The 24,437-nt window shown below is 62.7% G+C and carries 18 protein-coding genes; 11 read left to right on the top strand and 7 right to left on the bottom strand.

Annotated features, from left to right (window positions below; genetic code table 11):
- Window positions 1–34: 34 nt before the first annotated feature.
- The 3 genes from BLM15_RS29865 (at window position 35) to BLM15_RS29855 (ending at window position 2,834) form a co-directional block, all read left to right on the top strand.
- Window positions 35–1,219 (top strand): MFS transporter, encoded by a 1,185-nt coding sequence (locus BLM15_RS29865; protein ID WP_126116557.1) that lies wholly within the window; start codon window positions 35–37, stop codon window positions 1,217–1,219.
- Window positions 1,220–1,242: 23 nt separating this feature from the next.
- Window positions 1,243–2,340, top strand: coding sequence for an alpha/beta hydrolase (locus BLM15_RS29860; protein WP_126116556.1), 1,098 nt, complete (start codon window positions 1,243–1,245; stop codon window positions 2,338–2,340).
- Window positions 2,341–2,417: 77 nt separating this feature from the next.
- Window positions 2,418–2,834, top strand: a complete 417-nt coding sequence (locus BLM15_RS29855) for a cyclophilin-like fold protein (protein ID WP_236846847.1) — start codon at window positions 2,418–2,420, stop codon at window positions 2,832–2,834.
- Window positions 2,835–3,024: 190 nt separating this feature from the next.
- On the opposite strand, the gene BLM15_RS29850 is transcribed toward BLM15_RS29855, so the two are convergent.
- The 6 genes from BLM15_RS29850 to BLM15_RS29820 all read right to left on the bottom strand — a co-directional run bounded on the left by BLM15_RS29850 (window position 3,025) and on the right by BLM15_RS29820 (window position 12,235).
- Window positions 3,025–4,074: a hypothetical protein gene (locus BLM15_RS29850; RefSeq protein WP_126116555.1), complete on the bottom strand. Its 1,050-nt coding sequence runs from the start codon at window positions 4,072–4,074 to the stop codon at window positions 3,025–3,027.
- Window positions 4,067–6,196, bottom strand: a complete 2,130-nt coding sequence (locus BLM15_RS29845) for an ORC-CDC6 family AAA ATPase (RefSeq protein ID WP_126116554.1) — start codon at window positions 6,194–6,196, stop codon at window positions 4,067–4,069. The genes BLM15_RS29850 and BLM15_RS29845 overlap by 8 nt, the downstream gene beginning before the upstream one ends.
- On the bottom strand, window positions 6,193–7,497 hold the full coding sequence (locus BLM15_RS29840) for a metallophosphoesterase (RefSeq protein WP_126116553.1): 1,305 nt from the start codon (window positions 7,495–7,497) through the stop codon (window positions 6,193–6,195). The genes BLM15_RS29845 and BLM15_RS29840 overlap by 4 nt, the downstream gene beginning before the upstream one ends.
- Window positions 7,498–7,956: 459 nt before the next feature.
- On the bottom strand, window positions 7,957–8,625 hold the full coding sequence (locus BLM15_RS29835) for a hypothetical protein (protein ID WP_126116552.1): 669 nt from the start codon (window positions 8,623–8,625) through the stop codon (window positions 7,957–7,959).
- A gap of 482 nt (window positions 8,626–9,107) precedes the next feature.
- On the bottom strand, window positions 9,108–10,202 hold the full coding sequence (locus BLM15_RS29825; RefSeq protein WP_236846846.1) for an alpha/beta hydrolase: 1,095 nt from the start codon (window positions 10,200–10,202) through the stop codon (window positions 9,108–9,110).
- A gap of 227 nt (window positions 10,203–10,429) precedes the next feature.
- On the bottom strand, window positions 10,430–12,235 hold the full coding sequence (locus BLM15_RS29820) for an adenylate cyclase (protein ID WP_126116551.1): 1,806 nt from the start codon (window positions 12,233–12,235) through the stop codon (window positions 10,430–10,432).
- A gap of 77 nt (window positions 12,236–12,312) precedes the next feature.
- Here BLM15_RS29820 and BLM15_RS29815 point away from each other — a divergent pair, with 77 nt between their 5' ends.
- From BLM15_RS29815 to BLM15_RS29785, 7 genes are all read left to right on the top strand, one after another.
- Window positions 12,313–12,615 carry a hypothetical protein gene (locus BLM15_RS29815; RefSeq protein WP_236846845.1) on the top strand — a complete coding sequence of 101 codons (303 nt, stop codon included), beginning with the start codon at window positions 12,313–12,315 and terminating at the stop codon, window positions 12,613–12,615.
- A gap of 167 nt (window positions 12,616–12,782) precedes the next feature.
- Window positions 12,783–13,226, top strand: coding sequence for a hypothetical protein (locus BLM15_RS29810; RefSeq protein ID WP_126116550.1), 444 nt, complete (start codon window positions 12,783–12,785; stop codon window positions 13,224–13,226).
- Between the two features lie 36 nt (window positions 13,227–13,262).
- The gene (locus tag BLM15_RS29805) at window positions 13,263–13,703 is read left to right on the top strand and encodes a hypothetical protein (protein WP_126116549.1); all 441 of its coding nucleotides are present in this window, start codon (window positions 13,263–13,265) and stop codon (window positions 13,701–13,703) included.
- Window positions 13,696–14,928: an HlyD family secretion protein gene (locus BLM15_RS29800; protein ID WP_126116548.1), complete on the top strand. Its 1,233-nt coding sequence runs from the start codon at window positions 13,696–13,698 to the stop codon at window positions 14,926–14,928. The genes BLM15_RS29805 and BLM15_RS29800 overlap by 8 nt, the downstream gene beginning before the upstream one ends.
- A gap of 112 nt (window positions 14,929–15,040) precedes the next feature.
- A complete protein-coding gene (locus BLM15_RS29795) occupies window positions 15,041–17,263 on the top strand; it encodes a mechanosensitive ion channel family protein (RefSeq protein ID WP_164547729.1) in 2,223 nt (740 codons plus the stop codon).
- A gap of 350 nt (window positions 17,264–17,613) precedes the next feature.
- A complete protein-coding gene (locus BLM15_RS29790; protein WP_126116546.1) occupies window positions 17,614–17,940 on the top strand; it encodes a hypothetical protein in 327 nt (108 codons plus the stop codon).
- A gap of 358 nt (window positions 17,941–18,298) precedes the next feature.
- Window positions 18,299–21,271 (top strand): autotransporter outer membrane beta-barrel domain-containing protein, encoded by a 2,973-nt coding sequence (locus BLM15_RS29785; RefSeq protein ID WP_126116545.1) that lies wholly within the window; start codon window positions 18,299–18,301, stop codon window positions 21,269–21,271.
- Between the two features lie 102 nt (window positions 21,272–21,373).
- Here the strand turns inward: BLM15_RS29785 and BLM15_RS29780 are convergent, their stop codons facing one another.
- The gene (locus BLM15_RS29780; RefSeq protein WP_126116544.1) at window positions 21,374–22,417 is read right to left on the bottom strand and encodes an AraC family transcriptional regulator; all 1,044 of its coding nucleotides are present in this window, start codon (window positions 22,415–22,417) and stop codon (window positions 21,374–21,376) included.
- Between the two features lie 461 nt (window positions 22,418–22,878).
- On the opposite strand from BLM15_RS29780, the gene BLM15_RS29775 reads away from it, so the two are divergent.
- The gene (locus tag BLM15_RS29775; protein WP_126116543.1) at window positions 22,879–24,234 is read left to right on the top strand and encodes a winged helix-turn-helix domain-containing protein; all 1,356 of its coding nucleotides are present in this window, start codon (window positions 22,879–22,881) and stop codon (window positions 24,232–24,234) included.
- The last annotated feature ends 203 nt before the right edge of the window (window positions 24,235–24,437 follow it).

Below are 24,437 nucleotides of genomic sequence, written 5' to 3'. Positions count from 1 at the left end.
TAGATCGTCTCCATCGATAAGGGAGGCGCTTGCGATGGCAGCCGTTACGACCATGAACGAGGGGAGGCCCGCCGCCGCCTGGGGCGCCGTCCTGTCGATGGCGCTTAGCGTCGCGATGCTCATCGCCTCGGAGTTTATGCCGGTCAGCCTGCTCACGCCGATGGCGGCCGGGCTGAACGCGACCGAGGGCCAGACCGGGCAGGCGATCTCGGTCAGCGGGCTTTTCGCGATTGCTGCGAGCATGCTCGTCACGACCGTGGCGGGTCGGCTTGATCGCAAATGGGTGCTGGTTGCGATGACGGCGCTCATGCTGCTGTCGCTCGTTCTGGTGGCGGCCTCTCCGAACTTCGCCATGCTGATGCTGGGCCGCGCGCTGCTGGGCATCTGCATCGGTGGCTTCTGGGCGCTGGCCACGGCCGTCCTCATGCGGCTGGTCCCCGCCGCCCACATGCCGCGGGCGCTGGCTCTCATGTACGGCGGCCAAGCGATCGCGGCCGCCTTCGCCGCCCCGATCGGCAGCTATTTCGGTGACCTGCTCGGCTGGCGCGCCGTCTTCTGGATGCTGGTCCCGATCGTCGCCGTCAATCTCGCCTGGCACCTGATCTCGCTGCCGGCTCTCCCCGCCCGCGGCAGACAGGACTTCCGCGGCATGATCGGCTTGCTTGCGCGTCCACATTTCCGGCGCGGCCTCGTCGCGGCGATGCTGTCCTGGAGCTCGGCTTTCACCATGTTCACCTATCTGCGCCCTTTCCTGGAGCAGGTTACCGGCGCCGACGTCGCCGTCCTCTCGATGCTCCTGCTCCTGCTGGGCTGCGCCGGATTCGCCGGTACCTGGGCGGCCGGTCGGTTCGTGAACGGCAGCGTCGCGCCCTGGCTCAGGCTTCCCGCCCTCGTGATGGGCGGATGCACGCTCGGCCTACTGCTGTTGGGCAGCTCGGTCGTCGCTGCGGGCATGTTCCTGGCGATCTGGGGTGCGACGAACACCGCGATGTCGGTGATCTGGATGACCTGGATGTCGCGGACCGTCGACGATGAGCCTGAGGCCGCCGGCAGCCTGATGGTGGCCGCGATCCAGGCCTCGATCCTGCTGGGCGCAGTCCTCGGCGGCATCCTGCTCGACACTCTTTCGATCGCCGCAACCTTCGCAGGAAGCGTCGCACTCGCCGCCGTGGCCGTCCTGCTGATCGGCGGCGGCCGATCCCTTCTCAAGCCGAACTGACCTCAACCGCAAAGGAGCATGCCATGACCCACGAACACACAGCATCCCGGAATGATCGATCCGCTCGGCTGGACCGTCGCGGCCTCATGAAGCTGACGGGCGTGGGCGTGGCGATCGCCGCCGCCGCTTCGCTCGGCCGGAACGCCGAAGCGCAGACCCAGGCCCCCTCGGCCAGCTGGGACAAGACCTTTCCTCGCAGCGAGAAGGTCGACCACCGCAAGGTGACCTTCAAGAACCGCTACGGCCTGACCCTCTCGGGCGACCTCTACCTGCCCAGGACACGCGACGATGGCCGGCTTGCCGCGATTGCGGTCGGCGGCCCGTTCGGCGCGGTGAAGGAGCAGTCGTCCGGTCTCTATGCCCACACCCTGGCCGAGCGCGGCTTCGCGACGCTGGCCTTTGATGGGTCGTTCACGGGCGAGAGCACCGGCGAGCCCCGCAACGTCGCATCGCCGGACATCAACACCGAGGACTTCAGTGCAGCCGTGGACTTCCTCGGCCTGCAGCCGATGGTGGACCGCGAGCGCATCGGCGTCATCGGCATCTGCGGCTGGGGCGGAATGGCGCTGAATGCCGTCGCAGTCGACAAGCGGGTCAAGGCCGTGGTCGCGAGCACGATGTACGACATGACCCGCGTCATGTCGAAAGGGTACAATGACAGCGTGACGCTCGAACAGCGGACAAAGACGCTGGAACAGCTCAGCCGGCAGCGCTGGGAGGACGCGGCCAAAGGCACGCCGGCCTACCAGCCGCCGTACAACGATCTCAAGGGCGGCGAGGCCCAGTTCATGGTCGACTACCACAACTATTACCGCACCCCGCGTGGCTATCACCCGCGCGCGGTGAACTCCGGCAATTCCTGGACGCAGACCACGCCGCTCTCCTTCATGAACATGCCGATCCTCACCTACATCAAGGAAATCGCACCCCGGCCCGTCCTGTTCGTCCACGGCGAGAAGGCGCATTCCAGGTACTTCGCCGAGACCGCCTATGCGGCCGCGGCAGAGCCGAAGGAGCTGATGATCATCCCCGGCGCCAGCCATGTCGATCTCTACGACAAGACCGACGTGATCCCCTTCGACAAGCTGGCGAGCTTCTTCGACCGGCATCTCGTCGCCTGATCGCGAAGCACGCGGAGCCATGCCTCGCAGCTCGACCGGCGGGGCTTGAAACGACAGCTAATCAGGAGGACCGGACAATGCCGCTGAGGACCATTCGGATCGCCGGCGCGATATTCCTTGGAACAATGGGAGCAACCATGGCTCAGGAACGCATCAAGATCTCGTCGGAGTGGGGTTCGGTCACGGCTGACCTCATCGACAACGCCACCACCAAGACGTTGCTAGGCATGCTGCCGCTGACCATCCCCATGACGGATCATCTGCGACAAGAGAAGACGGGAAGCCTGCCTGCCGGCTTGCCAGCGGCGGCGCGCCAGCGGGCCTTCAAGAACGGCACGATCGGTCTGTGGGGGCCGGACCACTTCGTCGTCTACTATCGCGATGGTCAGGTCCCTCAACCCGGCATCGTCATCCTCGGAGAGGTGAAGGGCGGTGCGTCAATCTTCGATCGCGCGGGGTCGGTTTCCGTGCGGGTTGAGCGCGAGGATCGATGATGGAAGCCGCTGCCGGCCTCAACAACAAGGCGGCAGTGACCATCTTCAGGTCGCCCGAGCGCCAAAAGCCGGACTTAGAATGCGTCGAGAAAGCGGACATCCGATTTTCGACATCGAGGGCCGGAATTGATGCAATCCAGCGCATCTTAAGGGCTAACAAAATCATCTAATTTTGCAGCGGCCCGCCCTTTTACGCTTTGGCCAGCTTAGCAGGCTCCTCTGGGAGGTAAGACATGGGCTCAAAACGGTCTTCAATACCGTAGAAAAAAATACGGCCGCTCGGCTCGACATCACGGTCAGAATAGGCGCTGGGTATCCTGCATACGACCTCAAGATTGTCGAGGTCCAGCGCGGCAAGAGCGAGCGCGAGCGACTGCGCTTTGGAACCGATCGCAAGGCCAATAACGGGACGCCCGCAATCTGTCGTGCAGAAGCGCCACACGTGTGCGACTACACCAATCATGTCGTTAATGGCGAAGTCTTCCCGCATTAAGTTTGGCTCAGAGGTGAGTTCGCTATACGCCGCTCTCTCGCTGCCTGTGAGAGCTTCCGGGTCAAGGCCATCACGAATAAAAACGATGCTGAGTCGGTTAGGCTCGTAGCGCTCGATAAACGGCAGAGAATATCCGATCTCTCCACCAAGTATTACAATAAGGTCACGCTCAACAGGAAATGTCTCGCTTGCTTCAAGGTATGGTATCTGGAGCGACGTCCATTCTCCTTCAGAAATGATCGACAGCGGTCCCCCAGGGCTAGGCGAACCCCTCATATCATACTGGCCTTCCGAATAGAGGCAGTCGAAGCGGCAGATATAATCGTTGGCGAATCCGAGCCCACACAGGAAGCTCAAATAGGATCGGGGCATGCAGCTGATGTCGACTAGGATACGCAGAGGCCTTCCTTTGGCCAGAAAGCGATCGCGCAATTCGTTTTCTAGATCGGTACTATTCTTATCAAACGCTATAGATCGACTTAGCCGAAGTATTTTGTTATTCGGGCACAACGCCTCGAGAGCCGCTTGGCTGGCATCCTTCTTGGCGTCAACCGTGGGTTTGGGAGACTCGAAGCGGATCATCAGAGTCTCAATTGTCGTCCCGCCAATTGCTTGAAGTGCGGTAGCGTTACGGGCCTCCCAACTCACCGCGACAATAACGAGGTCATAAGGGCCCACGAGGATTTCGCCCGCGACAAGCTGCCGCTGGCGAAGTGAGAGCCGACCGATAGCAAGCGTGTCAGTCATCTTCGGGGGCCAGGATGAGATCGAATTTCAGTTGTTCGCCAAAATCGGGCCGCGCAGGGCGGTTTAGCATGCGCTGCACCCAGCTCTTCGAATCGATCTGATTCACTCTGTCGAGCAGCAGTGCGACATCTTCGAATGCCAGTGAAACTGGTTCATATGCGCCCCTATAAGAAAAGCGAAAATGTGGGGCAAATCGCCGGTGAAGGCGGAAATTTATGATCCGCGCATCGTTGTCGAGCACATATTTAGCTGCGCCAGCCCCGAACCTCACGGATTGAGTGCGAATATAGCCGGCGAGCTCAGCTTGACGAATGACATTCCAAACAAGCTCTTCGTCCAATTGCTGCTTAGCATCATCGCCGGCGATATGCGGGATTCGGACGCTGAAGATGCCCCTTTCCGCGCGGCCTAGGACCGAGGGATCATTGGGATTCGACTGAAGCGCCGCCGTATACAACCCCAGGCCATCGATGAAGCGAGTGACGACGCTTGCGTCGAGTTCGGACCGATTGCTGATACCGCTCAGGTATGAGGCACTTGCGCTATAGATGCCGCGGGTCTGGATGGGCCAGCCAATGCGCGTGCGTGACGAAGCGAAATAGTCGAGTGCCGCAGTATCACCCCGGTCAATGCGTTGGCGTCGGCAGTAAGACTCGAAAATTTCACCGATGATCTCCAAGAAATCTCGCACCGAGCCGTCAGCAAGTGAAATTATGATAGGAGTTCCGCCAAGCGGTAATCGGCGCGATCCAAGCTTGGCCGCAAAATGCAGAAGCGCCGCCGCTTGCTTGCGCCGCAGCCAAGCCTCGAACGAGCCGTTATCGAAGCGATCGACAAGCGACAGCATCCGCTCTTCATCGCCACGATCAAAATCGACCTTGAAAGCATCTTCTCGCCCATTCCAAAGCAGCAAAACATAGGCTTCGTAATAGGGGTAGCCGGTAGATTCAGCTGGGTATTTGTCGCGATAGCGATCAAATCGCTGTACTAGTGCTTCACGAAGGCGTTTGGCTGCGTGCTCGACGCGCGTGGCGTATACACTCTTTGACTCATCGATGAGGGATGCAAAGAGATCATTGACATTGCGCTTGCCAAGCCGCGTATCAAGCGGGAAGTACTCCTGAATTTGTCCTGTATAGGCTGTTTGCGCCTCCTGACTCACGGCGAAATAGAGGCGCAGAGACAAAACGGCCTGACAGAGAGCCCGGAATTCGTCGGAGCTCCGAGAATCGAGTGGCACTATGCGGCGATCATGATCGGTAAGCGGCTGTTGGTCGATGAATGTATCAGATGTGTCGAAGAACGAGCCAACCGAGCTTACGACCCAGGATACTGGGTGCTTGCTTATACGGACCAGCGTGTTGAGGCTTTTTTGCTGACCTGAACTCAGAACTTCGCAATCATCGAGACAGAACTTAAATCCAATTGCCCCCCCATGAGGGTCGTTCGTGAGAGATATGGCCTCGGCTAGTCGTTCAGTCACGAACTTGAGTAGCTCACCAGGCTCGCGGGCCGGTAAACGGTGATTAAGCGCCGCGATATTACCTCGTCCGCAAGCTTGGTTCATTTCGCGCACAATCGTGCGCGCCACCCGCGCGAGGCCGTGGAAACTGCTAAGCTGATCAGAAAAGGCGCCGAGGGCCGGAAATTCATTGAGTGCTGCGCTGACGATTGCGTGCTCCTCGCTAGGCATCAGGCTGACCGCACCGTCGACGCGAAGCTCGTGGCATGCGGTCAGGCACCGATCGAGACAGACAAGCTCAACCGCAAGTGAGAAGAAGCGGTGCATTTCGAGCTCGGGATTGGGAGATTGGGGATAGATCTTACCCCAATCCGAGTAAGAAAGAGACATGCTGACGTGATCGGGGAACTTAATATAAACGCCAATGTATGCAAAATCAGTCAAGCTCCGCTGCCTAATAAGCGATGGATTCCGAGTGAGATCCTCCCAACAGATGCTTTTCAAAAGGGTAGTTTTACCGCTGCCGCGGCTCCCTCGAATATATACTGATTTGTCCCCAGTCAGCTCTTCGGCGGTCTTGGCGAACCAGATTAGATGATGGCCGGTGCGTTGATGTTCCCAGCGCGTGGGCCGGAATGGATTGAGATCGCGCAGATTCATAGTCTAGACCTTATGATCCAATGCTCTCGGTCGAGATCATAGTTCTCGATCGTAATGAGCTGGTCGGAGACTAGCGTTTCGAGGGCTTCCTCGGTGGCCCCATCAGGTTCAGGTGCTCCAACTGTCTTTGCGCAACCTACGAGCGCGTGCCAGTAGCAGTCTCGCTCGGCAACGATCTTTTGGTAAATGGCCGACAAGGAGGGATCCGAGGGCTTGCGGCGGCTGCCGCTAATCGGAATCACTCGCCTGGTCCGTTCGTGGAATACGCCCCCATCGAAGCGCCAGGGTCGAAGGTAGCAGGTTAGCGGCAATCCTGATTGAGTGAAGACGAGCTCTAGAACGTTGAAGCCTTCGGACGCCTCAGGTGCAGAAATGCAGACAAGAGGCCCTCCCGTGGGCGTCTGAATTATCTCGACTGGATCGTCATGAATATGACCATGGAGATAGAGAACCGGTCTTTCCAAGGCGAGAAGTGCGCGGCGTACTACGCCAGAGTTGACTAGCTCGGTATAGGGCGCGAGCCGTGGCATATGCTGCGGCAGAAGATTGTGATGAGCGCAGGCCAATATCAGGGAACTACCGGGCAATTTGGGCACGGCATCGATCAGGTACTGCACAGTGTTGTTGCTGAAAGCCGGCGTATCGAGTTGGCGATCGTAATAGGCGGTGGTCGCACGCTCATCGAGACCTTGGCTAATTGCAGTATTGATAGCGTTGGAAATCTCTGTGCGGAACTCTTCTGGTATAAACTCCTTGGCGCCGCACCCCCAGCAACTGTTAAGAAGAGCAATGTCTATTCGACTGTTTCCTTCGGTAGTGTTGAGCCAGATGGGCTGCTCAATCGGAAGGCTTGGCAGGCCCAGCTCCGCCATGGCTTTTTGCAGCGGCAGAAATTTCGTACGTAGGCCAGGTTTCGCCGCGAGGTCGCGGCTAATGTCATGATTGCCAGATATGAATCCGACTTGAAGTGCACTTAGGCGCCGGCCAGATCCGATTTGGAGCGCTTCAGCAAGGTAGCGCACGCAGGCTTCAAAACCAGGAAGATCTCCCTTTTCGGCGAAATCGCCCATAAACAACAGCGAAGCGATGGGTTCTTGCTCAATGAGTCGATGGAGCGTGCGAAACACTGTCTTGATTGGGGAGCCTGCCATGAGGTTGCGAACCCCGCTCGGAAAGCGTGGATCCTTATCGTCCAGATGGCGCTCCGTCTTCGCCGTTCGGACGAGATGGATGTCTCCTACCTGTATTACCCGCAGCCTTGGCAGCATTCTTTTGTCGCTGTCGTCTTTGAGTTCTCTCAAGATCGATCTAGATTTCACGCTGAAGTCGCAAGGGAAATAGGACGCAACCTAGGGCTTTTCCCACGGATTATTGTCTATGAATGGAAAATCCCATCACTATCCGCCCATGGGGGAACTGACCGCGTGCCGGTTGTGGGGCGCTCCGGGCATTTCCGCTGGAAACACGCAGCTGGTCAATGGAAAGCCACATAGGCGGACATCTTTAGCGTCCACGATTGGACAGTTTTGTCTTCCGGTCTAGAGCTGCACTAGATCGCCGGAAAGCGGGCGTTCCCTGCGTCCGGAATGGGCCACTCATCGAACATCCGGCGCTGATTCAATGCGCCAACCTCCGCCTCAGCATATTGCTGGAGATGTGTTCTCCGGCGCTCTTGCCGGAGCTGGATGCGATGCTCGCCTCCTTCTGGATTTGAGCTCGCGCCCGACCCCGGCATCCATACACCTCGGTGAGCCGAGGGCTCAGTACTTCCGGAAGTGGAAGGCTTGCGCGAAGGTCAATTCGACCATGTCGCCACGCCTCAGGCGCCTGAGATCGTTCAGGATGACCGGGTCCGACACGGTATGGGTCCGCGCTCCGGCCGGTCCAACATAGTTCACAACGTTGGTTGTCGGATCGAAATTCTCGAACCTCGCCGTCACCGTCAGCGACCGCACGACGAACTTTTCCGGCAGGTTCTGGAAGGAGGGGTCGCTGGCCGCCTCCGAATAGATGATCGCAGGCTTGGCACCCTTGCGAGCGCGCTTGGCGCCAAGGATCACGCCTTCGACGCGCTGGACCTCGACCCTGTCACCGGGGCCGATGTTTTGCAGGTTGCCGAACACTTCCGGCACCGCAACCGGCCATGTTTGGCGGCCCTGCCGAATAACCACGATGCGCTCGGCGGGATCTACGGCGGCGACCTCGACATCAAGTCGCTCGACTTCCACCGGCCCGATACCGGCAACGATGACCGTCTGGCTGGTGACCGTCGGATTGGTCGCGCAACCCGCAACCCCCAGCGCGAGCGAAACTGCCATGATCATGCTCATATTCTTCAACATCGGATGTCTCCATTTTGCAGATTTTACGAACAATTTTCGATTCCATCGTGGTCGAACGGTAGCGCGGCGATGAACGTCATTCGTCATTCCACCGCCTCATCGCTATCGGCTTGCATGCCAGCATCGGCGGCACTTCCAAAATCTAGGTGCGCCGCTAGCTGCTCGGAGCCAGTTGCGAGTTGGCATATGGGCGGTTGAACACTGTCAATCGCCCCGGAAGAAGCGAGATCAAAGCCGGTGGTTAGCGCCTACCGGCTCGGTTTACCGGTCCGCCTCGATTCATCGGCGTGCCGGGTCGTATTCCAACGCCGGCCGCACCTAAACCGGGGGTCACGACGGCGCGGCGAGCGACGGGAGCTCCAACCCGCGCGACGCAGCCTTTCGGGATGCCAACCGTCTTGCAGTACACAACAGCCTCCGCAGGTTGGACCTGGGCTAGGCTCATGAGCACGCCCAGCAGTGCCGAGGCCGCAAGACCAGAAAACGTCATCGTCATGAGTGTCTCCTCCGCTGGTTTTGAGTGAGGGTATCGAATAGCTCTCCGGTCGCTCTGCGTCGGCTCGTGTGGGCTATTGCGCGATGATCCTCAGTGGGAGACCGAGGATCTTGATCGGTAGCGAAACGACCGCGCTCAGGGAGTCTCCCACTGCCTCCTGAGCGGCGCCGGGCTTCCTATCGACGCCCTGTGCCAATGCGCGCTCCAATTGCGGTGCGATTGCTGCGAGCTGAGCGAACTTTCCGTGATTAGACGAGTCCGTTGCCGCAACGTCCGACAGATCGATGACGACGGCGCCGAGTGCGGCGAGCTCCGCCGCGTTGCTCCCGGCACCGAGACGCTCCTGGCCTCCAGCGATGAAGCGCGAGGCGCTGAGCGCCTTATCGTCTTTCGACAGGACGATGAAGAAAGGCTTCCTGGGCTTGCCGAAGCGCCGCATCTGCGACTTGAAGACATCGACGTCGATATCCGGCGCCGCGAGCACGAGGTTACCGAGCTTGCTGATCTGCGCCAGCCCGCCGGAGATCTTGATCTGCCGAAGGGCCTCAACGGTGACCCAGTTGCCCATCGAATGGGCCAGGATATTCACCTCTTCGGCGTCGCTCGCGAAGATCAGGCGGATGGTCCGTTCGAGATCGTCGCGCGCCGTCGTCGCACTGTTGTTGTCATAGACGTACTGCGTCAGCTCACCGCGCGACGCCCAGGTAAACAGCACCGGCACGGCGGGCGATTTGGCGTCGTGAACGACCTGGGCGAAACGGTAGAGCCCCTCGGCGAACATCGTGTTGTAGCCGTGGATGAACAGCATCACCTTGCGGTTGCCGCGCGGACGCGCGGCGAGCTGCGCATTGAGCGATCGGACGAACGCCTTCTCCCCGTCGAGATAGCCGGCGCGGCGAACGACGAAATCGGTCTGTGCGTTCCCCGGCGCCGTCGAGGCCCATTCGATTTCGCCCGACTGGTGCCCGCGGGGCACTGATACCTCGATCCTGGCGAAATCGAGGGGCGTTGCGCGCTCGCCGCCGAAGAAGGTGCCCGGCCGCTCATCCCGCTTGCGGGTCGTCGCAACCAGGATCGTGTGGGCCGTCCCCTCTGCGTCAATAGCTGCGACCGGGGTGAGGAAGCCAGTCTCCGGCCGGGTGCCGCAACCTGCTCCGAGCACCGCCACGGCAAGCGCTGCGATGAGCCAGGTTCGAATTCTGACGTACGCCGCTGTGGCCCTGCACACTGCCGTCGCCCCGCTCTACCCGAAAAGACCCCATCGCGCCGGAGGCAGCTGGCCTGTCGGAAGTTTGCTCTTGGCCGCCTCGAAATACCGGATCGCATTGTTCCCGTTTAGCAGCGGCGCGGCTACATGGCATGTAGCATCCTGTATGTTCGGGATGGCTGCGGCCCTCAGTGCTGCGGAGAAGCCACCCCGAAAGCGGTCTCCGCCGCCGTCCTGTTCGGCAACGGAAAGCCGGCTTTCCGCGCGCCTTCGGCCAGGTGGATGGCATCTTCCGGTCGGTAGTTGCGCTTGGCCATCTCATGCTCCCAATCCTCGAAGAATTTCGGCAGCAGGCGGAGGAACTCGCCTTTCGCCGCCGCCGCCTGCGGCTTCATATCGAGCTGGGCGTAGATGATGGCGGCGACGAAATGGTAGAGCGGGAACTTGTCCAAGCTTGCTTGCCGGATCATCGCTTCGGCGCGCCGATAATCGCGCTGCATATAGGCGTGATGGGCTAGGACCCCATGATAATAGTCCGAATGCGCGGGATTGCGGGCAAGGGCCTGCTCCAGCAGCGCCGTGCCGCGGGCCCAGGCGCCGATTTGCCCCACGCGCGTTCCGAGCTCGGCAAGCAACTCAGTGTCGTTCGGATTCAAGGCCACAGCCCGCTCGCCAATCTCGAATGCTTCGGCCGGTTGCTGGGTGAAGAACAGAGCCATCATGAGCGCCTGAAGCGCACGCACATTGGCGGGATCGAGACGGATCGCGCGGCGTGCTGCGTCTGTCGCGCGCTGAATGGCTGCTGACGAGCCCGGTTTTGGGTTAAAGCCGAAGCGGTCTTCGTCGAGATATAAAATCGATAGCATGGCCCAGCCGGTTGCATATCCGGGATTGGCGGCGACGGCCTGTTCAAGGCAGCCGCGGATGGCGCCATGGCTCTGGGCAGAGAGTGTGGTTCGGTAGCCGTAGAACCTCAGAGAGCAGGCATAGGCCTCGAGATTGTCCGGCGCCTTCGCGCCGGTCCGTAGTTCGTCGGCCTGGAAGATGATGCCGTAGGGTTGCGCAATGGCAGTGGCGACTTTCTGCGCCACATCGTTCTGGATCGTGAGGAGATCGCGTGCGCGCAGGTCGTTGTCATAGCTCTGCGACCACAACACTGCCCCAGTCCTGGCATCGAGCAGCCGGCCAGTAACGCGCAGCTGACTAGTCGCGGCGCGAACGCTTCCCTCCAGCACATATCTGGCACCAAGCGTACGATAGATCTGCGCGGCATCGGCGCCGGGCGGGATGTTCCGAGAGGTTTCGCGCCCGAGGACCGACAGTTCCTTGAAGCGCGCGACCTGGCTCATGACCTCCTCGGTCAGCCCTTCGGCATAGATCTTCGCCTCCGGGATATCGCCGAGATTGGCGAACGGCGTGATGGCAAGCGTCGATACTGCCGGGGCTTCGATAGTCGGCTTGGGACCGTCGCGTGAGCCACTCAACAGGGCGCTACCGATGAACAGAATGGAGGATAGGACGACGCCGGCTCCGAGCCAGGCCATACGTCGCTGCGGCGGCATAGAAGCCGTGTCGGGCGCGGGTGACACTGGGGCTAACGGTGCGGCCTGGCGGGCGGCACGCAGCTCGAAAAGCGGCACGTAACCGCCCTTTGGAATGGAGATGGTGACGGAATCCGCCGACCCGGCGATCAAATAGTAGCGCTCCAGCGCGCGCCGCAGTCGCCCGGCCTCGATCCGCACCACCGGGTCGTTCTGGGCATCGAAAGCGGCATCGCGGTCGAAGACCTCCGTTCCGACGGTATAAGCCTTGATGCGGGCAGCGCGTCCCGCCAGCGTTTCCTCGACAATATAGCGCAGGAATTTCTTGGCCCGGCCCGGGATGTTGAACTCGGGACTCGCGATGAGCCGGTCAAGCTCCGCCCGCACGTCGTCTGCCGAAGGCAACCCCCGCGCCTGATCCGTTCCATCGGCGATGCTGCGGCCGTCGAGCATAGGACCCCCAGATCCGTTCCGACATTGAGCCAGCGTATCCTACCGTAAACTACTCCCGGGTTGCCGGCTACAGCGCGATGCTCCCGATCGTGAGGCGGTGCATCCGCATCGCCTCAAGCAGCCGTCCGGTTTGCATCATGGATCGAAACCTGCTGGTCGCCGTCGCCCATTTTCCGGATCGGGGACATGCCATTGAGGAACTCGCCAGGACGAACGAGGAATTCTGTTCGCTTTGCGCCGATCTCGCCGAAGCCAAAGCGGCACTTCTGCACTGGGAGCAATCGTCGTCCCCCGTGAAGGAGGCTCGCATCGCCGAATATCGCGGCCTGATGAACGAACTCGCGGCCGAAGTCGAGGCGACACTGGATCACTATCGATAGGGCCTGCCAACGAAAGTTCGGTCGTGCATTGCCTTCTATGACCTGGACACACCACGCTTCAAACCCGAACCGGCGGCGGATCCAAAAAGGCGACTATCCGACCTCCCGAACCAAGTTTGGATTCCGCAGCCCCGAGACGCGCAAAGAATAACCATCCGGAGAACATCATGATTGTCAGGATCGCCGCCCTCGTTCTGAGCCTCCTGCTGGCTGGCGGGGGCGCCTACGCACAAGCCCGCCCCAGCGGCCCGCCCAGCGCCACCGTTCGCATCAAGCAGCTCCAGGTCGCCTTCATTGGCTCGGGGGCGATCGGCGGCGGTACGCTCCGCTTCCGCAACCGCAGCTATGACCTCACCGTCGGCGGACTCGGCATCGGCGGCATCGGCGCCTCGCGGCTTACGGCAACCGGTTCAGTCTATGGCCTGAACCAGGTCGAGGATATCGCGGGCGCCTATGTCCAGATCCGCGAGGGCTGGGCGATCGGCGGCCAGGGCCGCGGCACGCTCTGGCTGCGCAATGCCAAGGGCGTGATGATGCGCCTCGCGACGCAAAGGAGAGGCTTGCAGCTTTCACTGGGAGCTGACGGAGTCCTGATCGGGTTCAAGCAGTAGGTCTGCCCGTAGCTTCCCGAAACCAGGGATATCGCCATGAACGCCGCCGCCCCTCACCACCTGCCGAGCTTCATCACCGCACCCGGGGGAACGGACTACCTGATGGTCGCCGCGGCGGTCATCCTGATCGGCGCCGTACTAGGCATCGGCCTGCTCTTCCTACGCCTGCACACCTTGCCCGAGCGGATGGCGCACAAGACGCACAAGATCCAGTTCGAGATCGTCGCCGTTCTCGGGTTGCTTGCGCTCTTCACACATGTCCATGCCTTCTGGGTCGCCGGGCTGCTGCTCGCGCTGATCGACCTGCCCGACATTCCGGGGATGTTCGGCCGAATGGCCGGCTCCCTTGAGAAAATCGCCGATATCGCGCCGGGCCGGGGTGGCGACGCTGCATCGGACGCGGAGGCCGCCCTGCGCGGGCCGGAGGGGAACGCGCGGGACGCGAGCGCCGGCATCGAGGAGAAGAACCATGCTTGAGCTTCTCGTCTGCGCGCTCTTCACCATCGTTCCGGATTACCTCTACCGCCGATACGGCCAGGGCAAGCGGCTGGGCAAGGAGATCACGTTCTATTCGGTCTGGTTCGAACTGCGCTGGGGCATCGTCACCTGCGTCATGCTGACGGTCGGCCTGATCACGGTGATCTTCTACAACCATCCGTCGACGAGCAGCGCCACGGTGTTCTTCCGGAGCGTGCCGATCGTGCCGGAGATCAATGGCCGCGTCGCGCAGGTCCATGTCGGTTACAGCGCGAAGGTCGAAAAGGGCGCGCCGATCTTCACGCTCGACAGCAAGAGCCAGGAGGCGGCCGTCGAGGCCGCTCGGCGCAAGATCGCCGAGGTCGAGGCGACGCTGGTTGTCGCGAAGGCCGATATCCTCGCTTTTGACGGCAAGATCCAGGAGGCGAGGAGCGCGCTGCAGCAGGCACTCGACGAACTGCAGACCAAGCGCGAGTTGAAGCGGCGCAACGACGACATCGTCGCGACCCGCGAAATCGAGCGGCTGGAGAACATCGTGGCCGGCCGCGAGGCCGCGGTTGCGTCCGCGACGGCCTCGCAGGCGGCGGCCCAGACAAAGATCGTGACGCTGCTGCCGGCCGAGCGCGCCAGCGCTGAGGCGGCGTTGGCGCAGGCCGAGGTGGAGTTGGGCAAGACCGTGGTGCGGGCCGGCTTTACCGGGCATGTCGAGCAATTCACGTTGCGGGCCGGCGATATCGTCAACCCCTTCATGCGTCCGGCCGGGACCATCATTCCGGCAGAGGCCGGCCGGGTCGGATTACAGGCCGGCTTCAACCAGATCGAGGCGCAGGTGATCAAGGTCGGCATGGTCGCCGAGGCCACGTGCGTCTCGAAGCCGTGGACGGTGATCCCGATGGTGGTGACAGGTGTGCAGGACTTCATCGCCGCCGGCCAGGTCCGCAGCGGCGAACAACTGATCGACGCACAGCAGGTAGTACGCCCGGGCACGATCTTGGCCTATCTCGAGCCGCTCCACCCGGGCGGGCTGGACGGAGTGACGCCGGGTTCGAGCTGCATCGCCAATGCCTACACCAGCAATCACGATGTGATCGCAGCAAAGGATACCAGCACCTTCCGGCGCATCGTCCTGCATGCGGTGGACGCGGTCGGGCTGGTGCATGCCCTGCTCCTGCGCATTCAGGCGCAAGTGCTGCCGATCAGGACCCTCGTCCTCAGCGGCCACTAAAGGCGAGCGGCCGAAGCCGCTGGTGACGAAAGAGTCTCAACTGGGGGGGCAGATGGGCAGTGATCGACTCGCGTCGCCTGGGCACCTCCGTCGCCAGCCGGCGCGAGGGGGCATGGCGGGCTTGGCTGCGTGGCTCTATAGCTGCTTCCTGCTGTGCACGGTCGCGGGCTTCGTGCCTCCCGCTTTCGCCCAGGCACCTCAACCTCCGGCCGGCATCGGCAAGGAGCAGTTCGACGCTCTGGTCGATGCGATCAGCGATGCCGTCGTTCGCAAACTAGACGCCCGTCAGACCGAGAAAGGCGCCCCAGCCCCGCGCGCTGCTCCGGCCACTGTTCCGGATGCTGATGTCGAGGGCCGCGTCGGCGAATTCGTCGCACACAGCCGACAGGCGCTCGCCGCCTTTCCCGAGCTTGCGGAGCGCCTGATCGCGCTACCCGCGCTAATCAGCGAGTCGGGCGGCGGGCGCAGCCTCCCCGCCTTCCTGGCCTTGCTGCTCGCATCCGCGCTGGCTGCGCTCGGCGCCGAACGCGGCATCTGGGCCGTCTTCGGAACGCTTCGACAGCGGCTGAACGCAAATGCGGCGGGGCGACGCGGCCTTGCGGCGATGATCCCCCTGATCAGTCTTCTAGCGATCGATGTCCTGGCGATCGGCGCGGTCTGGCTCGTCAGCTACGGCGCCATCGGAATCTGGTTCTCCCACGCGAGCGGGCAGGACAAATTGGCTGTCGGGATTCTCGCCGGCATCTTCGCCTGGCGCCTTTATGTGTTGCTGTTCCGTCTTGTCCTGCGTCCCGGGCTTCCCGGTGCCCGCCTTGCCGATATGGACGACGAGAATGCGGCAACGGTCTGCCGCCGAATTTCGTTGCTGATCCTTGTGATCGGCTCGCTGCGCATTGTGATCCGTCTGCTGATCGCGACGCAGGCCCCGCCGGAAGCCGTCGCCGCCGGCCAGCTTCTGGCAACGACGATCGGCGTGAGCCTCGCCATCGCGACGGCGGCGGCATCGCGCGCGCCGATGGCGCGCTGGTTCGCCACCCTGTCGCAGAGCCAGGAGCAGCGGAGCTTCGGGCGCCGCCTTGGCCTGAACTGGCTTTATGTAGCGATTCCACTGTTCGTTTTCTTGGGGTTGACCCAGATCTACGGCGCCGTCAGCATCCGTTACACCGTGCCCAATGCGGTCCTGCTGACACTGAACGCGCTCATCGTTCTGATCAGCCTGCAGACCCTCGTGCGGTATCTCACGCGTCCGGACGGCGAGGCGCCTACCGCAACGGACTCTCTGCCTTCATCGGCGCCGCAGCCGCGGCGGGTGCTCGACGTTGTGCTGCGCTGCCTGCGCGTCGCGATCCTGATCGGCGTCATCGCGATCGTGGCACAGAGTTGGATCGTGGACGTTTTCGGGTTGGTTGATGCTCAGGGTTGGCGGGCACTGACGCGCTCTTCACTAGCGACCGGGATCACTCTGTTCTTGGCCTTTGTGGCCTGGGAGCTCATCGATTTCGTCACCCGCCGCCATACTCCGGTCGCGACGAGCGCGGGCCCCCACGCGGGGGAAGAAGCCAACATGGGGAGTTCGCGGCTCGCCACCCTACTCCCCTTGCTGCGCGTCGTCCTTGCAGTCACGATCAGCGTGATTGCGCTGCTGATCGTGCTATCGGAGCTGGGCGTGAACATCGGCCCGCTACTGGCCGGCGCCTCGGTTTTCGGGCTAGCCATCTCGTTCGGAAGCCAGGCGCTCGTGCGCGATATCGTTTCGGGTGTCTTCTATCTCAGCGACGACGCCTTCCGGGTCGGCGAATACATTGATTGCGGCAAAGCCAAGGGATCGGTCGAGGGTTTCACCCTGCGCTCGATCCGCCTGCGCCATCAGAATGGGCAGATCCACACCATCCCCTTCGGGCAGCTCGGCCAGATCACCAATTTCAGCCGCGACTGGGCGACTGTGAAATTCAACCTGCGCTTCAAGCGCGACACCGATCTCGAAAAGCTGCGCAAAACGGTGAAGAAGATCGGCGACGAGATGCAGCAGGACCCGGAATTCAAGGACGAGTTCTTCGCTCCCCTGCGCATGCAGGGCGTCGCCGACATCCTCGACAATGCGCTCCTCGTCCGCTTCAAATTCACGGTTCGCCCGGTTCAGCCCAGCTATGTCCAGCGCATGGCGGTGAAGAAGATGGTCGCGACATTCCCCACAGTCGGCATCGCGTTCGCCGATTCCATGGTGGCCGTTCAGACCCTGGCAGGCGCCGACGCCTCGACCGCAGCCGCGGCCGCCTCGGCGGCGCATGCCCGCTCGCGACCGGAAGCTGATTTGCTTCCCAATCCGTCTTCCTAAAGGCCGTCATGAACCACTAGCTCCGCATGGCGCTTCGCGCCAACTGCGGACATTGGCTTACTGCCCCAAACCGGACGTTCCCCGCTGGGGCGTTCGAGGCCCGCTCGCGACCCGTTGCGAACATCAACCTCGCTCTAATACTGCCCGTTGGACAAGCGCTTCGATCTTCAGCGGCATGAATGCGGGAGTGCCGACCCGGTTGCGGTCGACCAGCTCGGGATGTTTTAGACCGATCCGTTGAGTTTCGGGTAAATTTCGGATTTTTTTCGTTCGGGCTTCAGGACGGGTGCCGTCACGTTCTGCCTAGTTCCGCGCAAGGGCCATGTTGTCGCCCTGCCGGAGACCCCGTCATGAAGAGCACCGCGGCACTCCTGAAACTGTTGATGTTACTCGCCGCGATGGCGGTCGCAGCCGCCGAGCCCAGTCAGTCGAAACAGCCACTGACACGGATCCAAACCGCGTGCCTGAGCTGGGATCTCAATCTTCAGCGCATGTTAATCTGGAGCGCGGCGTACGCGATCCACCCCCAGGAGATGCGACTGGTCGTGCATCAGGAGGCGGCCAAATTGCGCGAGAGATGCACTCTCGACGTTACGCCTACAACGATCAACCGTTACGTCCTGCTTAGCAAGATGCTGCACGATGATGAAGCCGACGACGTGGAGAGTTTCGACTGATCGCTGGAAATTGTGCACCGTGGTTGAACCACCGTCTCCGAGCATGATGTCGCCTCCGGACGATGCGGTGGAACCTCGGCGCTGCCAGTCCACCCCCGTAATCGTAGCAACAGACCGCGGCGGACTGCTTCAATCGTGGTCATTGGCCGCGCTCCCTATTTCAAACAGTGGTGGGTCGCTCCGCGCTTGATTACCCGATCTTCCGCTACGTTAGACACATTCGGCCGCAGCTAGACATATTCGGCGACAAAACCGGGGCCCTTCTGGATTTGTCTTCGTCCCCATCGGTCGACCTGCAAACTGCAGCCGCGACAACGATCCTTTGATCCCATTCAGAAGACGAAGGCCTTCGCCGAGCATGCTCCATCGCAATACGACTATCTCTTTGCGTCTCGCGCTGCTGCTCGGGGTCAGTGTCACGGCTTTTGCCGCCGGCTCTCCGGCTCTCACCCAGGCTGCCGAATGGCTGGGCGCCACGGGCGACTTCAACCTCAATTCGAACTGGACTGGCGGAGCGGTGCCGACAAACGGCACAGCGACCTTCACCAACAGCCCCACGGCGGTGCGAAATGTCACTGTCACAACCGACAATTTGATCACGTCAATCCAATACAACAGCAACGCGCTCGCCTACACACTGTCGATGACCCCGAACCATTCTTTGGTTGTACAGGCCATCACCAATAATTCGAGCGTCGAGCAGACGCTGATCGCGGCAGCGGGTGGGGCGATTGCGATCGGCGGCACGGTTACCGGCGCGACGACGCTCATTGCAACAGTAGGTAGCTTCGTCATTTTCAGCGGTCCCAGCGTCTCGGCTGCGGGCTCGCGGTTCATCGGCCAGGGCGGGAGTTTATCCGCAAACACGCTGTCGATCGGTTCGATTGAAGGCAATGGCTCCATAGACTTCGGTGCGCTGTCGGTTGGCAGCCTGAATTCGGACACCACCTATGCCGGCAGGATCGATATTGGGGTGATCCTCACCAAGGTCGGTACCGGCGCGTTGACCCTGTCAGGCGCCAATGTCCATGCCGGCGGTACGACGATCGGTGCCGGCTCGATCGTCGCGGCCAATGACGCGGCCTTTGGCACCGGTTTGGTCACGCTGAATGGCGGCACGCTGTCGACCACGGGTGCGCGCACCATCGGCAACAACATCTCCCTGACCAGCTCCAGCGCGATCCGTGTGCTGGACACGACCGCGACCTTCAGCGGCGCGATCGCTACGGGCGGCCATGCGCTCAGCCTCGAAGGCTCCGGAAACGGCACCATCAGCGGCGCCATCTCGGGCTCGGGCACTGTCACCAAGAGCGGAACGGGCACGTTCACACTCTCGGGCGTCAACAGCTACACCGGCGCGACCTTGGTCAATGCCGGCACCCTGCTGGCTGGGGCTGCGGGCAGCCTCGCACCGAGCTCGGCCCTCACCCTTGCGACCGGTGCCTCGCTCGATCTCAATGGCTTCAACCAGGCGATCGGCTCGATTGCGGGCGCAGGCGCGGTGACCCTGGGCGCAGCGACGCTAAGCACGGGCTCGGACAATGGTGGCACGACGTTCGCGGGCGTGCTCTCGGGCACAGGTTCGCTGACCAAGGTCGGTACAGGCGCCTTCACGCTCGCGGGCGCCAACACCTATACCGGCGCGACCATGGTCACCGGCGGCGTCCTGATCGTGAACGGCTCGATCGCATCGTCTTCCGGGGTGACGGTCGCCGCCGGCGCGACGTTGGGCGGCTCGGGGCAACTGCCGTCGCTGACGGTCAACGGCACGCTGGCGCCGGGCAACTCGCCGGGCACGCTGACGGTCAACGGCAACCTGGTGCTGGGGGCGGGCTCGCTTTACCTCGCCGAAGTGCAGGGCGCCGTCTCCGACCGGATCAACGTCAGCGGCACGGCCGCGCTGGGCGGCACGCTGCGGATCGTGCCGCTGGGCGGCGCCTATCTGTTCTCGACGCCTTATACGCTGCTCGCGGCAGCGGGCGGGCGCAGTGGCACCTTCGGCACGGTCGACACGACCGGCTCCTTCGGCGACGGCGTCACTAGCGCGGTGAGCTACACCAGCAACGACGTGCAGTTGACGCTGACGCCGAAGCCGCTTGCGCCGATCATCGACCCCGTCGTCCCGCCTTTCGTCCCGTCCGCTCCATCGCCACGACTTGGCGTCGGCCGCCCGGCTAATGCTTATGCGGTCGCCTCGGCCATCGATGCCGCGGTTGCCAATGGCGCAGACCCCTCGGGTCTTTTTGGAATCTACAACCTGCCGGCTACCGCGATCCCCGCCGCCGTGAACCAGCTCTCGGGCGAGGTCCATACCGCAGCGCCAGCCGTGGCCAACAGCGCGGCTGGCCAGTTCCTCGGCACCATGCTCGACGGCTCGGAGACAGGCCGCCTCGCCGGTTCCCAGAACGGCCCCGGCGGCGCTGCCGGCTTCACCGCCGACTTGCCCTCAAGGCAGGGCGGCCCAGGTCGTTCGACCTTGGATCCGACGCGTTTCTCGCTTTGGGGCGCAACCTTCAGCTCGACTGGACGCAATGACGGCGACCGGGCGGTGGGCTCGGCGAACCGCAACCTCTCCGATGCTCATCTCGCGGTCGGCGTCGACATCCGGCTCGGCTCCAACACGGTCGCGGGCATCGCGGTCGCGGGCGGCCAATCGCGCGCCTCGCTTTCGGGCAGTCTCGGCAAGGCCGAGGCCGATGTCTTCCAGGCTGGCCTCCATGGCCGCACCACGCTGGGCACCGTCAACCTTGCCGCCGCACTCGGTTATGCCAGGCTCGACACCGACACCACCCGTGCCATTCCCGCGCTCGGTCGCACGGGCGTCACCGCCTCCTACGCGACGCAGGCCTGGAGCGGCCGGGTCGAAGCGAGCCTGCCGGTGGCAAACTGGGGCGGCCTCACTCTTTCGCCACTCGCCGCCTTTCAGGCGGTGCGCGCGAGCAGCCCCGTCGCAATTGAGGGTGACGGAACCGGTGCCGCCGCCGGCGCGCTGACGCTGGCGGGGCGTTCCGACATGACCAGCCGCAGCGAGCTCGGGCTACAGCTCGACGCCAACCTGCTGGCCGGCGCTACTCCCGTCACCGGCTTCGTGCGCGCCGCCTGGGCGCATTATTACCAGCGCGACGCCGACCTCGCTGCTTCGCTCAACGGCCTGCCCGGCGCGAGCTTCGCGGCCATCGGTGCCAGGGCGGACCGGAATACGGCGCTTCTCGCCGCCGGCGCCGACATCAGGCTCAGCCAGAGCGTCAGCCTCGGCATGCGCGTCGATTCGGAACTCTCCGGGAACACCCGCCGCATCGGCGGAACCGCGCAATTGAGGGTCAGGTTCTGAGACGGGCCATCGGCAGACGCTCAGAGGTATTTCAGCGACGGTGGCAAGAGGTCAGCCGCATTGGCCGAGTGGGCTTTGGACCTAAACGTGACTTTGCAGCACTCAACTGGAGGAGCGCGATGAGCGTAGCGCGGCCTCAGATGGCGTCTCGCCGAAACGGCGGCGAAAGGCGGTGGCGAAGCGGGATGAATTGGTAAAACCGTAGCGGCGCGCGACCGTGGCCACAGAGGTTCCCGATGCGCCAAGAGTCAGATCGTCACGCGCTAACTCAAGTCGGATGGAGTGCAGCACGCCAAGGGGCGTATTGCCGCGGAAGTGCTTGAACACATGCCCCAACGTTCGCACACTGCACCCAGCGGCGGCGGCGACCTGCGGCATGCGGATCGGCTCCGCGCCATTTGCGCGCATGAAGTCCTCCGCGCGCCTAATATAGGCCGGGACTACACTGGAAGCTCCCTCGTTCAACTGATCGACGTAGTTGTGTGGCACGCCGCGAAGCACCAGCGAGATCAGCAGGTCCGTCAAAGACGCCAGTGCGACGGGGTTGCTGGCCACACCGTCCTGTCGCTGAAACTCATGCATAACAAAATCAACCTGGCGCTTCAGGCTGGCCGCAAGCCCTATGCCCCAATCGAGATTGGGCTCGAATTCGAGTGGCCGTCGGAGGCGCTCGTCGAGCATGTGCTCCAGCGCATCCTCGACATCGGCGACCTTGAAGAAGACATTCGTGCGTGCGCTGTCATCGCTGATCAAGAGCCGGCCCCCAGGGCCTGGTCTCCAGGCGAGGCCGCGACCGTCGCTGGCCGTCGTTGAATTGCCCTTTTGGACCAATGTCATGTGTCCGAGGAGCATCGTCGTGAAGCAAAAAAGATCGCCTTCGTCGCCTTCAACGGAGACATCCGTTGCGAAGCTGCTGTCGGCGTAGCTTGCCAGGATCGAACCAGCGGTACGGGTCGCGAGTGTAAAAATCGGCTTGTCAAACTTCGCGCTCCAAAGCGCGCGGTTCTGAAGTTGATAGGTGTAGATGCGGTCCGATTTGGCGACGCGTTCGGTTACGCGCAACCGGCCGTCCAAGTCCCCCGGGTGCCTTGCCCGGACAATATCGAACATCGCCGGCAGAGCAGGCTCGATCACAGGCACGACCATCGATATGCCTCCATCCCGGCCGCGTCAGCCGTTCGCATCCGCAGCATAGACAGATTTCGCGATGCGTGGACAGATTTGGCGACCAAAACGCAAGAACGGTCAGAATTGGCATCCGACGCCTCCGTAATGTGACAGGCTGATCCGATCGCAAGCGGGTGTTGTCAGGTTCGCACATGGTGACCGCAAGACCCCTGCCCGGCCGCATTCGTCAGGCGGCCGCGGTGGCCACCGCCCACCTCCGATGGGCTTCGGCTCGGAACGGACGGAGGTGGGGCGGCGGATCCGATGGGCTTGGGTCTTGAAGGCGTTGTAAAACGCGGCGCGCGTGGAGGAATCTCTAGAGCAATTTTCGATCCAACTGGATCGTTCAATTGCCCTAGCCCTTGTTTGACTCGCTCTCTTCACGCGAACCGGCATCCACTTCGCTCGAAAACGGGCAGGCCTAGATTGCTTTGGTGGGCATGACTGACCAACTGGAATCGCCGCGCCCCCTCCTCGCCTTCGATGGCTTCGTCCTCGACCTCACGCGCGGGGTTTTGACTGCTGAGGCGCGGGAGGTGGTGCTGCGCCCCAAGACCACGGCGGTGCTCGCGCATCTGCTCGCCCATGCCGGCCAGATCGTGTCGCGTGACGCCTTGCTCACCGTCGTCTGGGGTGATGTTGCGGTCTCGGACGACAGCCTAACGCAATGTGTTTCGGAAATCCGGCGCGCGCTGGGAACCACCCAGGCGGGCATGCTGCAGACCCACGCACGGCGGGGCTATGTGATGGCGACGCGGTTGCGCCCGGTTGTGCCAGCCGCCGATCCCTCAGCGCTGCTCACACCGGGTGCAGGCCCCGATGCCGCAACGCCGCCCGGCTCGGAAGCACCGATGCCCTCTGGCAGTCGACCGCGCGGCCGCGTGGCCTGGGCCGCCCTTGTCGTGGGAGGCTTCGGTCTCGTATTTTCGGCTGCCGCCTGGATCGGCGCATACCGCCCGCCTCCTCCGGCAGCGCCGTCCGTTGTGGCATCTGCTGCGCCCTCCTCTCGGGACGAGGCGCGGCGACTGCTGGCGGATGGGCGCATCACCCAGCAGGGCGGCGGGACTTATGAGGAACGCCTGCGTGCGAGCCTGCCGCTGTTCCTCCGTGCGCTCGCGCTCGAACCGCGCCTGGCGGAAGCGGCCGCCGAGGCGGCCTTCGTCCATGCGAATCTGCGGACCACCGGTGCCAGTCGGGACCCGGAGCGGGACTTGCGCGAGGCGGAGCGCTTTGCCGCCCAGGCGATGGCGGCAAAGCCTGAGGCGACCCTTTCGCTAGCGGCCCAGGCGGCCGTCCTGCGGCAACACCGCCGCTTCGCCGAAGCGATGGTTTTCTACGAGCGCGCCGGCGCAGATCCCGTCCGAGTCGTGGACCGTGCCAATGTCGGTATCATGCGTCTGATGCTGGGCGATGCCGAATCCGCCCAGCCGCCGCTGCGGGCCGCATTACTGGAAAGCCCTCTTCACCAGTACTCAGCAGGCTGGAGGGTTTTACTGGGCTTGGCGAAGCTGATGACGGGGCAGCCGGGCGAGGCAGCCGATGATTTTCTGACGTCTACCGGGCTCAATTTCCCAACTGAGGAACGGCTTTTTTATCGCCTGGTTGCACTGCATGGCGCCGGTCGCCTGGCCGAGGCGCAGGCGCTCGATACCCATCTGCGGCAGCGGGATCTGGCGCTCTTGGCGCGTCCGCTGCGGGCGCTTAGTATGTCGGACGAGGCTGCCTATCGCGCCCGTTTCGAGACGGCGGTGCTGGCCCCGTTGCACCGGATGGGCTGGGTCAAGGTCGGCCGTTAAGGCAGTCTTTGTCAGGGCGGCGGTCTTCAGCTAGCGCCCGGGCCTCGGCCCGATACCAGCGCCGCATCATCGAGACCTCGCGCCCTGCAGGATCATGTCAGGCCGTCTTCTCCTTCGGGCGTCGCTATCGCGGTGCCGCGATCCATATGTCATGGGCGCCTGCAGAAGCGGGCATCGAGCCACCGGACGGTGGCGGCAGCGAG

The organism is Bosea sp. Tri-49, assembly GCF_003952665.1.
GTDB lineage: Bacteria > Pseudomonadota > Alphaproteobacteria > Rhizobiales > Beijerinckiaceae > Allobosea.
This window is presented reverse-complemented; position numbering and strand designations above follow the sequence as displayed.